Origin of the sequence: Mycobacterium sp. MOTT36Y (assembly GCF_000262165.1) — a bacterium.
GTDB lineage: Bacteria > Actinomycetota > Actinomycetes > Mycobacteriales > Mycobacteriaceae > Mycobacterium > Mycobacterium intracellulare.
Genome location: NC_017904.1, coordinates 3,446,450 through 3,459,085 on the forward strand (window position 1 = coordinate 3,446,450; position 12,636 = coordinate 3,459,085).

11 protein-coding genes are annotated in these 12,636 nt (G+C 63.3%); 1 reads left to right on the plus strand and 10 read right to left on the minus strand.

Translation table 11 applies throughout. The features are described from left to right. Positions 1-97: 97 nt before the first annotated feature. Together W7S_RS15315 and W7S_RS26340 are read right to left on the minus strand one after the other, a co-directional pair. On the minus strand, positions 98-976 hold the full coding sequence (locus W7S_RS15315) for an SMP-30/gluconolactonase/LRE family protein (RefSeq protein WP_081490119.1): 879 nt from the start codon (positions 974-976) through the stop codon (positions 98-100). A gap of 41 nt (positions 977-1,017) precedes the next feature. Next, positions 1,018-1,779, minus strand: a complete 762-nt coding sequence (locus W7S_RS26340) for an FkbM family methyltransferase (RefSeq protein ID WP_081490120.1) — start codon at positions 1,777-1,779, stop codon at positions 1,018-1,020. 148 nt (positions 1,780-1,927) lie between these two features. Here W7S_RS26340 and W7S_RS15325 point away from each other — a divergent pair, with 148 nt between their 5' ends. After that, a complete protein-coding gene (locus W7S_RS15325; protein WP_008257898.1) occupies positions 1,928-3,184 on the plus strand; it encodes a glycosyltransferase in 1,257 nt (418 codons plus the stop codon). A 7-nt stretch (positions 3,185-3,191) separates the two neighbouring features. On the opposite strand, the gene W7S_RS15330 is transcribed toward W7S_RS15325, so the two are convergent. The 8 genes from W7S_RS15330 to W7S_RS15365 all read right to left on the minus strand — a co-directional run bounded on the left by W7S_RS15330 (position 3,192) and on the right by W7S_RS15365 (position 12,093). Further along, entirely contained in the window at positions 3,192-3,971 is a 780-nt protein-coding gene (locus W7S_RS15330) for an SDR family oxidoreductase (protein WP_036428983.1), read from the minus strand. Positions 3,972-4,067: 96 nt separating this feature from the next. Then, positions 4,068-4,871 (minus strand): class I SAM-dependent methyltransferase, encoded by an 804-nt coding sequence (locus W7S_RS15335; protein ID WP_008257900.1) that lies wholly within the window; start codon positions 4,869-4,871, stop codon positions 4,068-4,070. A 115-nt stretch (positions 4,872-4,986) separates the two neighbouring features. After that, positions 4,987-5,793, minus strand: a complete 807-nt coding sequence (locus W7S_RS15340) for a TylF/MycF/NovP-related O-methyltransferase (protein WP_008257902.1) — start codon at positions 5,791-5,793, stop codon at positions 4,987-4,989. Positions 5,794-5,888: 95 nt separating this feature from the next. After that, positions 5,889-7,175 (minus strand): glycosyltransferase, encoded by a 1,287-nt coding sequence (locus W7S_RS15345; RefSeq protein ID WP_148277772.1) that lies wholly within the window; start codon positions 7,173-7,175, stop codon positions 5,889-5,891. A gap of 361 nt (positions 7,176-7,536) precedes the next feature. Then, on the minus strand, positions 7,537-8,805 hold the full coding sequence (locus tag W7S_RS15350; RefSeq protein ID WP_041297895.1) for a glycosyltransferase: 1,269 nt from the start codon (positions 8,803-8,805) through the stop codon (positions 7,537-7,539). A gap of 91 nt (positions 8,806-8,896) precedes the next feature. Next, positions 8,897-9,703, minus strand: coding sequence for a TylF/MycF/NovP-related O-methyltransferase (locus W7S_RS15355; RefSeq protein ID WP_041298244.1), 807 nt, complete (start codon positions 9,701-9,703; stop codon positions 8,897-8,899). A gap of 153 nt (positions 9,704-9,856) precedes the next feature. After that, positions 9,857-10,966 carry an NAD(P)-dependent oxidoreductase gene (locus tag W7S_RS15360; protein WP_014711961.1) on the minus strand — a complete coding sequence of 370 codons (1,110 nt, stop codon included), beginning with the start codon at positions 10,964-10,966 and terminating at the stop codon, positions 9,857-9,859. A 134-nt stretch (positions 10,967-11,100) separates the two neighbouring features. Next, positions 11,101-12,093 carry a sulfotransferase family protein gene (locus W7S_RS15365; protein ID WP_041297897.1) on the minus strand — a complete coding sequence of 331 codons (993 nt, stop codon included), beginning with the start codon at positions 12,091-12,093 and terminating at the stop codon, positions 11,101-11,103. Between the last annotated feature and the right edge of the window lie 543 nt (positions 12,094-12,636).

Sequence of the window (12,636 nt, forward strand, 5' to 3'; positions counted from 1 at the left end):
AGATGACTTTGTGTCTTGTCCATCAACTCTTCTCCGGTCGGCTCTCGTTGGAGGTGCAAGCGTGAAGCCTCACACGGTGAGCAGCTCTAGACGCCAATCATCCGGCAAACGCCGAAGTAACCGCGCCTCGGGATCCGGTATGCACTGCGAATAGTGCGCCGGCAGAATGCTCGTGATCGTCCGGCAGTCCTTGACGGGAGGTGGTGATATACAGGACATTGCCGCCGTCGCCACCAAACGCGCACGAACTGACCTGGGTGACGTTGGGAACCCTGATTGTCTCCACCAGCCGCCCAATTGGGTCGTAATGGTTAACCGCACCGCCACCCCACAACGCAACCCAGAGCCCATCTTCTTCATCGATTGCCATCCCGTCGGGGTATCCCGGCGAGTCGTCGATATGAATATGGAGCCGGCGGCCGGACCACTCGCCTGTCTGTGGATCGACGTCAAACACATCAATCCGCCGGGTCGGGGTATCGATGTAGTAGACGCGGGTACCGTCGGCTGACCATTGGACCCCGTTGGAGACGGAGACGGGCGAAAGGAGCACGGTGACCTGATGGCCGGGGGTGACACGATAAACGGCTCCCCTTCCTGGACGCTCGTCATACGCCATGGTGCCTATGACGAAGCCGCCTAGTGGGTCACAACCCCCCTCGTTGGTCCGGAGGTTGGGATCGTCGGTGACATCGGCGATTCGGTCGAACACCGACAACTCATCATTCGCGCCTATAAGACCGTGCTCGGTGGCGATCACAAAGCCACCCGACGCTCGACTTCTGATCACCGTGGTTACTGGACTCGGCACGTTGTAGCGCGACAGCCTACCGGACGAATCGGCCGCAACTATTTCACCGGCGAGGACATCCATACACAAAAGGCGACCGGCGGACGCATCCCAGTACGGACCCTCGCAATGGTAGGCGACGGGTACCGTCACGCGCTCAGCGTTTGTCACCGTGCTCCCCGGCACCGTGCCGTGGGCATGCCACGGCTACGCATGGTCCACTCGGTCTATAGGCCGTAGGCTTGGCGAATAGCATCTACGACCGGCCCCGCCGCTCCGCGACGCAAAAATACGCAATCGTTCTGAGAGTCGAACGACCCGTGCGGCGGATACTCTTTGACCAGGCTGAATCCCATGCCGTCGACAATCTCCTCAACCTCTGGTCGGAGCGCGATTCCTTTGTACAAGGGCAGCTTGAACAGCTCAAGGTGCAGGGCCATGCAGTCGCCACCGGAAAGATACTGAGCCGCGCCTTCCAGAATCTGCCGCTCAGCACCCTGAGCGTCGATCTTGAGGAGATGGTACGGATCTGGACGGTCAGCCAGCACAGCATCCAACGTGGTGCAATGGATCTCCTCGATGTGATCAAGCCGCGACCGCTCGAACCATGTCTTCGCAAGATGTGAGGGGCCGCGGGTCCGCAACGCATCGAAGTTGGCGCGCACATAGTCGGCGTTCTCCCGAAACATCGACGAGCCGTGTCCGGCCAGGCCTGCATACACGTAGAACGGCAGAGTGGCCGTTTCATTCCATAGGGCCGTGTCAATACTGACAACCCGAGAAGTTTCTACGCGCGGGTCGCGGGGTTCGAATTTGAGGACGTGGCTGAGAAGGTCAGATCGCTTATGCCAGGGGGTCGGCAATGGGCCTACCGAGCCGACATCGATCAATCCGACTAGTCCTCGGCCGCCACGGTTGATTACCCCATATCCGTGCGCCCTGTCGATCGCCTGTCGCGCGTAGCGGTATGCGGCTTCGAGGAGCCTCATGATGCCACCATAACTGATTCAAAGGCGGCCCGCCCTGAACCAATATGCAATCAATCAGCGCTAAGAGTCATCGTTGGGGTCGAACCAGAGATAATCGCGGGGACCCGGACGCCGACGATCCAAGACGAGTGCAAAGCTAGGACCCGTAATGAGATTTGCCCTGGCGAGTTACGGAACTCGCGGCGACATCGAGCCCTCCACTGCGGTGGGCCGCGAACTGGTGCGCCGAGGGCACGACGTTCGCCTGGCCGTCCCCCCCGAACTGGTTGGCTTTGTCGAGTCGATCGGACTCGCGGCGGTTCCCTACGGTCCCAAGGTGGAGGAATTCCTGGATGAGGAATTCCTCCGGAACATGTGGACGGATTTCTTTCGCAATCCGATCAGACAGGTGTCCAAGGTTTGGGATCCGCTTATCAAGTACTGGGGCGACGCGAGCACGACGCTGAAGTCGTTGGCGGATGGCGTCGACCTGCTCTCCACTGGCCTGAATTTCGAGCAGGCCGCCGCCAATGTTGCTGAGTACTACGACATTCCGTTGGCCTCGTTGCACCACTTTCCCATGCGAACCAACGGCCGGCTTGTGCCGAGCGTTCCTTCCCCGTTGGTGCGCTCGACGATGGCGACGATCGAGTGGTTGTTTTGGCGCTCGACGAAGAAGGTCGACAACGCGCAGCGACGAGAACTTGGACTGCCCAAGGCGACACATCGTTCGCAGCGACGAATCGCCGACCACGGTTGGCTGGAGATCCAAACCTACGACGACGTGTTTTTTCCCGGCCTGGCCGCCGAATGGGCGAAATGGGGTAGCCGCCGTCCGTTCGTCGGCGCACTCACCATGGAGTTGGCGACCGACGCCGACGATGATGTCGCCTCATGGATCGCCGCGGGAACGCCACCCATCTGCTTCGGGTCCGGGAGCATACCGGTCGAATCCCCCACCGCCACCGTCGAGATGATCGGTACGGCGTGCGCACAGCTGGGCGAGCGGGCGCTCATTTGCTTCGGCGGCACTGACTTCACCGACGTGCCGCATTTCGACCACGTCAAAGTCGTCGGCCCGGTCAACTACGCGTCCATATTCCCCGCCTGCCGTGCCGTCGTTCATCACGGCGGTTCGGGCACCACTGCCGCGAGCCTGCGCGCGGCAATCCCCACCTTGGCCCTGTGGAGTTCGGCCGACCAGCCGTACTGGGCGGCCCAGATCAAACGCTTGAAAGTAGGTGCCGCCCGACGCTTTTCGGCCACCACCCCACGCTCGCTGGTGGCGGACCTGCGTACCATCCTCGCCCCGGACTACGCGACCAGAGCCCGGGAACTCTCCGCCCGGATGAGCAAGCCCGCCGAGAGCGTCGGGACCACCGCCGACCTCTTGGAGGAGGCCGTCCGCCGGAAAGTGGTTGGCTGAGGCCGCCTTATCGCCGGCCCGCGGGGGTGGAATTCACCCGGCTGGCGACCGCCTTGACCGAATCGGGCAGGAACCGCAGGGCCACACCCACGGTCTTGGTGGTCAGCGAGCCGCCGACGACCTTGCGGTCGCCGCGCATCATCGCCTCGAAACCCTGCCTGGCAACCTCGGCCGGGTCATCCTTCGGCTTTTGCCCCGCACGTGTCTCGTCCATACCCGCGCGGTTGAAGAAGTTGGTCTCGATGGTGCCGGGCAGCAGGGAGGTGATGGTGATTCTGGTATCACGCAATTCGTCCTGCAGGGCCCCGGCGAAGGACTGAACGAACGACTTGGAGGCGTGATAAACCGCCTCGAACGGGCCGGGCGCCATCGACGCCAGCGACGAGGTGAGCAGTACCTTCCCCGCGTTGCGACGGGTCATGTTACGCAAGACAAGCTTGGCCAGATGCACCGTCGACTTCACGTTGAGGTCGATGATGGACATATCATGTGCCAGGTCGCCCTCGACAAAGCTTCCCCCGCCGCCGATGCCGGCGTTCAGTGCGGCCGCGTCGAGCGGCCGATCACCCTCTGTGGCCTGCTGATAGAGCTTTTCGACGCCTTCTGGGGTACGTAGGTCAACCTGTACCGGCCGCACGTCGACACCCCAGCGAGACAACGTGGTGGACGCCGGGTAGATGCCGTCGTTTTCGGCGGCCACCACCAGGTCATATCCCCGCTGGGCGAAAAGCTCCGCGAGCTCGAGACCAATTCCACTGGACGCGCCGGTGATCAATGCTAATGCCATAGCAGAGGCCTACCCGTGTGAAAGGACGTGAAACCCGATCGGACGACGACTCGCGGTCCGGTGCGCTAAAACCCTTGGGAGAAGGCCTGGTTCGCCTTAGCGTGCCGGCTTGATGAGCAGGCCCTGCCCCGTCGGCAATGTGCAGATTTTCACACCCAGCTCGCCGGCGACCTCGTCCATGGCGGCGCGTTGCTCGTCGCGTCCCCGGTTGGCGTAGTCGTCCAGCAGCACGAAGGCACCTGGAGTCAGGCGTGGCCAAAAGAACCGCAGCGCAGCGACTTCGGGGGGAGCGCAGTTCATGTCGATGTGCAGATACGCCACCGACCGCGCATCGACCTGCTCCAGTGTCTCGGGAACCGCGCCGACGATGATGCGCTGGTTTTTCCATTGCGCGAAATTGGCGCGGACGCTGTCAACGCCGTTGACGTACATCCCGTTGCGCAGGTGTCCTTTGCTGGTCTCCAGCGCCCCGGCCCGGCGTTCGTTCTCGGTAACGAACCGCGGGTCGAGACCGGCGAAGGTGTCAAGCAAATAGAACGTCTTGCCCAGCCGATCCCAGTCGAGGTACTCCATGATGGCGCTGCTCAAGAACCCGTAACTGACGCCGCACTCGACGAAATCGCCCTCGAGTTTGCTGGCGCTGGCTGCCGCCCACAGCCCCACGTGCACGCGCCATTGCCACTGGTACCAATCCTCGTTGCCGAGGGAGCGGGCGCCACGCTGGTAGGCGCGCTGGAATTCGGGATCGTCGAGAAATGCGTGAAAGTTGTTGAACGTGATCAACGCGTCGTTGGCGTAGACATCGGGCAACAGTGCGCGCGCGAGCCAGTATTCGGTGCGCACCCACCACATCCGCAGGCGGGTGCCGGTTGTCAGCCCTGGTGCCACGGCGGCAACCATAGCATCGGCACGTACCGCGTCCGGGGCAAACGGAATCGGTTCATCATGATCGTGTTCCGCCGCTCCTGCACCGGAGGGCAAATCGTCTCGTACACCTAGAGTTTCAGCGATCTCTTTAGGACTTACGCCATAGCACGCCGGTGCCGTCGATCTCGACGATCTCGTCGGTCACGCCATGCTTGTCGCGATAGTCCGTCACCGCCTGTGCGCACGCCTTGATCGCGTGGTAGTCGTCGACGATGCAGAAGCCTCCGGGCGACAGCCGCGGGTAGAGCGCATCGAGCGCCTGAATCGTCGACTCGTAAAGGTCGCCGTCAAGCCGCAGCACCGAAATGCGGTCGATCGGGGCGTCCTGCAGGGTGTCCTTGAACCAGCCCGGAAGAAAACGCACCTGGTCATCCAGCAACCCGTAGCGCTCGAAGTTGGCCTTGACGTGCTCTTGCGGCACACCCAGGATGCGCGCGTGGCGATGCAGCCGGATTCCTTTATCCGCCTTGTAATTGACGGTGTCGGGTGGCGGCACTCCGGCGAACGAATCGCACAACCACACGGTTCGCTTCTCGTCTCCATAGGCGGCCAATACGGCGCGCATCAAGATCGAGGCGCCCCCGCGCCACACACCGCACTCGACCAGATCGCCGGGCACGTCGTCTTCCAGGACCGTCTCCACACAGTGCTGCAAACTGGTCAGCCGCTGCATACCAATCATCGTCAAGGCATCTGCCGGCCAGTCCAATCCCAAGTCGCGCGCCTTTTTATTGAATGGCCGCTTGCGCACGAGCATCAGGTTGCGGGTACTGAACAGGGGACGCCCCAGGCGGTACAACCCCACCGGCACCAACTCGTCGCTGCCGTACCTGGTCAGATCGCGCCGAAGCAGATCGAGGTATGCAAACCGCGTGTCGTGATCAGTCACGGCCATAACTGCCCCTAACTCCGCGTGCCAGTAATACCGGTAGAGAGCCTAGACGTCCCTCCACGCCATCAATGCGTTTCGCTGTATCCGTCACCGGCTGCTCAGCGACTTCGCTCGGTGGATACCCCGGGAACACAGCGCCCCGAACGAGCGAACTCCTCCAACAGATCGACGGCGCGCCCTGCGCTCTCGGTGGGTTTGCTCATCCGAGTCGCCAGCTCACGGGCGCGGGTGGTGTACTCCGGGGCAAGGATCGTCCGCAGATCGGCAATGAGAGTTTCGGGGGTGGCGCTCGAGAACCGTCGGGATGTGCCGACCTTCAGTTGCTTGACACGCGACCCCCACATCGGCTGGTCGCCGGCCGTCCAGAGGATCAGCGAGGGGATCCCCGCGCGCAGGCCGGCGGCCGTGGTGCCCGAGCCGCCGTGATGAACGACCGCGCGACAGGCGGGGAAGATTTTCGTGTAGTTGACCACGCCGACGACCTTGACGTGGTCCAACTGGGGGACGTCGCTGAAGTCGCTCCAGCCGGAGCAGATCAACGCCCGCTCCCCCAACTCCGCGCAGGCGGCGCCGATCATTCTCACCGTGTCGGCGGGTGATTCGGCGACCGGCATGCTGCCGAAACCGAAGCAGATCGGAGGCGTGCCCTGGGCGATCCACGCCAACACCTCGTCATCGCATTCGGTCGTCAGTTCCATGGTCAAAGAGCCCACGAACGGCCGCTGACCGCCCCACTTCGCCCATTCGTCGGCCAGCCCGGGGAAGCACACGTCGTCGTAGGCCTGGATTTCCAGCGAACCCCGCTCGGCGATCCGCCGCGGCGAGGCCACCGTTGCAGTGGGAAGGCCGAGCTCGCGTCGCTGACGGTCCTCGGCCTTCTTGTTCATCCGCCAGCACATCCAGTCGTACACGGCCATTCCGGTGCGGACCATGGGCGCGGGCACCCCCGGTACCACCCTGCCGTTTGGCCGCATCGGGATGTAGTGCAGTGTGGCCATCGGAATGCCGTAATAGTCCGCGACGTTAATTGCCAAGTCCTGGTAAAGCTGGCCGGTGAATAGCAAATCCGCGCCGGCCCCTACCGACATCAACGCGGAGCTCATTTCCTGCCAGTTCCTCAGCACAGGCTCCCAGGCTTCCCGGATCAAGGTAACCGGACCGCGGACGAAATTCTTGAAAAAGTTCCGTATGAACTCGTCGCTCCAAAAGTCGTGCATATCTGGCCCATAGGCGATCGCCGGGAGTCCGGCCGCTTCGGCAAGTTCGACGAGATTGGGCGGCACGGCCATACGCACCGAATGGCCCCTGCGCATCAGTTCACGACCGATGGTGAGGCATGGCTCTATATCGCCACGCGTTCCATAGCTTGCCACAGCAAATTTCATCGCGCCCGTTACCTTAATCAATCCGTGACCGCGAGGGCAAGATTGATGACGGCGTTTCCACCCCGTAATCTGCGGCTCGCCATCCGCCCTGGGATTGAATCAGAGTCGCTGGTTGCCCTTGCTTCGCAACGGTTTTGCCTACCCGCGCCGCGAAGGGGTCGCGACACGATAGCGGCGTACTTGAGTGCGACAAAGCCAACCTCATCGGCCTTCCCCCCGACCGTAGAACTATGACGACCCTTGGGCGGTGTGGCTGAACCCGGCGTCGCCCGATGTCGTGTCAGTGTGCCAGACGATCGATGTCGTGTCCTGGGAAATCGGTAAGTCACCCCAGCACAACTGCTGTAAAACCCTTTGATGATCAGGCATGAGTTCGCGAGTTCACGAAGTTCTCCACAACATCGGCGGCCTTGACGACGCTGTCCGCCGGCTTGGTCATCCGGGCGGCGATCTCGCGAGCGCGCCGTGCGTAATCCGGGGCGAGGATCCGGCTCAGATCCTCCACCAATGATTTGCGATCGGTAGCCGAAAACCGGCGCGTGGTACCAACTTTCAGCCGCTTGAGTTGAGCTCCCCAGATGGTCTGATTGGCGTCCATCGACAGAATCAGCGTCGGCACACCAGCGCGCAGGCTGGCGGCCGTGGTTCCCGAGCCGCCGTGGTGAACGACCGCGCGGCAGGCGGGAAAGATCGTCGCGTAATTCACCGGCCCCACCACCTTGACGTGATCGGCGAGCGGGACGCCGCCGAAGTCGCTCCTGCCGGCGCAGATCAACGCCCGCTCGCCCAGCTGCGTGCAGGCGGAGCTGATCATCTCGACGGTATCGGCCGGAGATTCCACCGGCATGCTGCCGAAGCCAAAGCAGATCGGCGGTGTCCCCGCGTGAATCCAGGACATCACGTCGTCGTCGGCCTCGGTGGTCAACTCCATCGTCAGCGTTCCGACGAACGGTCGCAGGCCATCCCATTCCGCCCATTCATCGGCCAGCCCGGGGAAGCAGGCCTCGTCATAGGCCTGGATTTCCAGTGATCCGCGCTCGGCGATCCGCCGCGGTGACGGCGATGTCGCCTTCGGCAGCCCGAGTTGGCGGCGCTGGGTGTCCTCGACCTTTTTGTTCAGTCGCCAGCAGTACCAGTCGAACGCCGTCATCGCCGAGCGCGCCAACGGCGGCGGCAGGATCGATACGACCTGTCCATTGGGCCGCATGGGGACGTGATGCAGGGTGGCCAAGGGAAGGTCGTAAAACTCCGCGACGTTGGCGGCGGTCTCCTGGTAGCTCTGGCCGGCGAACAGCAGGTCAGCCCCGTCGGCCAACGACATCAGCGTCGTGTTCATCTGCGCCCAGCACTGGTCACTGAGATCCCACATCTCGCGCCACATGCCGCGCATCTCCTGGATCTTCCAGAATCCGCGGAAGAACGAGGTCCAGAAGTTGCGGTAGACGTCCAGCCAGGTCTGCGATTCCAGCCCGTAAGGGACCGCGGTCAGCCCTGCCGCTTCAGTGAAACCCACCGAGTCGGGCGGGACGGCCATGACCATGTCATGGCCCCTGCGCTGCAGTTCGCGGGCGACCACCACGGAGGGCTCGATGTCGCCGCGCGTTCCGTAGCTGGCCAGCACACATTTCATCGCGGATCAAAGCCCTTCGGTTGCGCCATCACACTGATGCACCGATCACTTTAGATAGCGCCGAATCCCCACTGCACCGGTTTGCCGATCGTCACGGCTTGCGCCACAGCACGCCGGTGCCGTCGATCTCCTCGATCTCAGCGGTGACACCGTGAGCCGTGCGGTAATCCGCCACGGCCTGCCGACATGCGTCGATGGCGTGGTAATCGTCGATGATGCAATACCCGCCGGGCGAGAGTCGCGGGTAGAGGGCGTCGAGGGCCTGGATCGTCGACTCGTAAAGGTCACCATCGAGACGCAACACCGAAATGCTTTCGATCGGGGCGTCCTGCAGGGTGTCTTTGAACCAGCCCGGAACAAAACGAACCCGGTCATCGAGCAAGCCGTAGTGTTCGAAATTCGCCCTGACCTGCGCCTCGGACACCGCGAGCACCCCGGCGGCGCGATGCAAATTGATGCCTTTGTCGGCCTCGTAATGCGCGGTGTCCGGTGGCGGCACCCCTTCGAACGAATCGCATAGCCACACGGATCGCTTCTCGTCGCCGTAGGCGGACAACACGGCGCGCATCAGAATCGACGCACCTCCGCGCCACACACCGCACTCGACCAGGTCACCGGGGACGTCTTCCGTCAGAACCGTTTCCACGCAGCGCTGCAGGCTGGTCAACCGCTGCATGCCGATCATCGTCAAGGCATCCGCCGGCCAATCCAGGCCCAACTTCCGCGCGTGCTCGTTGAACGGACGCTTGCGGACCAGCATCAGGTTGCGGGTGCTGAAAAGAGGACGCCCCAGACGGTCCCAGCCCACCGGCACCAACTCGTCGCTGCCGTACCGGGTGAGGTTACGTCGCAGCAGGTCAAGGTAGGCGGATCGGGTGTCGAGGAACGGAGATCGCATGTCACGATCGGCCACGGTCAAAGCTGCCCCCTGGTTCAAAATGAAAGGACTGGCGTGGGTGGTCCCGTCCCTGCCCCTACCGGGGAGTAGCAACCATCATAGGCCGTGATTAGCACTGCCTCCGCTACCGCCAGCCGCGCCAGACCGCAGGTCTCAGCGGCGTCCCGCCTGTTCAACGACGGGGCGGCCCGATTCGTTCGATCCGGCGGCGGCTTCGGGCCGCTCGGCGATCCAGTCGAGCAGCGCGCGCAAACCGTCATCGAGCGAACGCTCGGGGCGCCAACCGAGCTCGTTGATCGCGGGCTCGACGTCGCAGCTCGCTGCGCGCACGTCGCCGTCGCGGAATTTTCCGACGACGGTCGGTTCGGGGGCGTCACACATGGCGGCGATCTTGTTGGCCAGCTCGTGGATGGTGGTGGCCTGGCCGGACCCGATGTCGAGGCAGCGCGGCTGGGTCGCCGGGCGCTGGACCGCCGCGAACAGCGCGTCGACGACGGCGTCGATGTAGACGAAATCGCGCACGATGCGGCCGTCTTCGTAGACCTCCAACGCAAGCCCCTGGCGCGCCAACCGCGCGAAGAGGGCGACGATCCCGGTGTACGAATTGGTCAGCGATTGCCCCGGTCCGTAGACGTTCTGCAACCGCAGCACGCTGAGGCTGGTGTCGTGCGCGGACGTCCAGGCGGCCAACAAGTGTTCTTGGGCGAGCTTGGTCGCCGCGTACACGTTGGTGGGCCGGGGTTCGGTTCGGTCGGCGCGGCTCGGCAGCGGCACCGCCTGTTCACCCGCGGGTCCTTGCGGATCCCAGCGGCCCGCGACGAGCTGCGCGTGGCTGCGGGGACGCGGGTAGAAGATCTGCGAGCCGGACTGCCAGGAGCCCTCGCCGTACACCGCCCGCGAGGACGCCAGGACGAGCTGCTCGGGCACGTGTCCCGAGCGGCTCAAGGCGTCCAGGAGTTGGGTGGTGCCGACGACGTTCACCGAGCCGTGCCGCGTCGCCTCGGACAGCGACTGCGCGGTTCCCGTCTCGGCGGCCAGGTGGACCACCTGGGCGGGGCGGAACAATCGCAACACCGCGTCGAAGTCGGGCGCGTGCGTCACGTCCCCGGTGAACAGCCGCGCCGACGGCGGCAGCTCGATCGGCCGATCTCCCCCATGCACCTGCGGATGCAGCACGTCCATCACGGCGACGTCGTATCCGGCTTCGAGGAGGCGACGTGCGAGCGCCGACCCGATGAATCCCGCCCCACCGGTGATGAGCACGGACGCTGACACGAATCGACGCCTCCCGTATCGGATGCTGAGGAAAATGTGCGATCGGCACATTCGCCGTGATCGCGGTCCGGTCGATCATATCGGGGACGTATCGCGCGCCCGCACCAATTTCGCGAAAGGCGCTACGCCCAGGTCCCCCTGTGCCGGTGGGCCATGGCGATGATTTCCATCACCGGCCTGGCGATGGCCGGCCGGAAAAGCCGGAACAGCATGCTGTTGGACAAGCCGTGAAAATCTTCGTACGCCTTACGAAAGTCGCGCTCGCTGGCCCGGTAGGCCGCGAAAACGCGGTCCAACGTTGACATGTCGATGGGGTCGTCCTGCGCGGCCTGGCGAAGCGCTTCGTAGACCGTGGAAATCCAATCGGCGCCGAAAAGGTCGTTGACCGGACCGCAATGCCGCTGCCGATGCAACCCCGGGGTGAGGAAGCTTTCGATGGCGTCCTCGTCCTGGGTGTGCAGTTCGATCGGCAGTTCCGTGGAGATCCGTTTCATTTCCCGACGCCAGTCGTCGAGAAGGTTCGCGTAGTCAACGAATACCCGCGACACGCCGCGTGAATTTCGTTCGGCCAGGATGTTGCATTTCAACCACAAGGCGCTCGCGAGTGCCGGAGACACGTGCCAGGACTTCACGATCGACGAAATGACCTCTTGCGGATGACGTACCGCGATCACGGCGGCGACGTCGAAACCCGCCGTGCGCGCCGCCTCGAACCACAGGTCGGACAGCGTGGTGATCCTGGGTTCTTTGATCACCACCAGTGGCGCCGCCGGCAGGGTGGACAGATACTCCGCGACTTTGGCGACGCACGCCTTGTTTTCTTTGGTGGGTGAATCGTCATCCAGGAAGCGAAGTGAGGGGTCGTACCAGTTGGTCCCCAGGCGGCTCAGGATCGTTTCGTTGAGCGAAATGGCCGCTCGCGGTTCCCAATACCCGAGCGGATTGTTGGCGTCGGCGCCGAGCATCGCGGCCGGCAGCGTGCCACCGCAGAGCGAGAGGACCCGCGTGAGCGCCGAGGTTCCCGACCGTTGCGGTCCGAGCACGAAAAGGGCGACCGGACGATTTCCGGCGCTGAGGGGGCGATCGACCGGCTTGGTCATCCGGGCCAATCTCATCGCGAATCCAACTTTCACTGGTCGTGCGCCTGAACGACGTTCGGAGTTCGGTTGATATCCAGGGGTTTCCGACTCGGTGCACGCGCGATCAACACGCGTAGCAACCATTTGGAATCGACACCGTCGCGCACACTACGGTGTCAGAGAGCTAAATCCCAGCCTGCCCAACGACTTTGGCAAAGAGAACGCGATATACCGCGGTCCTCACAGGAGTCAGGCTTGACTTGTGACCGGCAACTTCTGCCCCCCGGTAAGAACGATCGAACCATTGCGCCCGCTAAGGACTATAGCCAGACCACACCATCGAAGTGCCGCTTTTACGAAACTATTTTGCGTACTTAATCTTTGGGCGTGGGCTTCGGCCTGTTAGCGGGCCACGCAGGTGCGGCGGCTCGCCGGCTTACTCGGCGCCATCCTGTACAGCGAGCAGCTGAGCATGTAGATAGTAGTGACTCCTGCCGCTTGGAGATTTTGGAGGAAACAAGGCTTCGCGATTGAAGGTCGCGCGACGGACACACCGATGTCAGGCGAGCGGCGTGACGA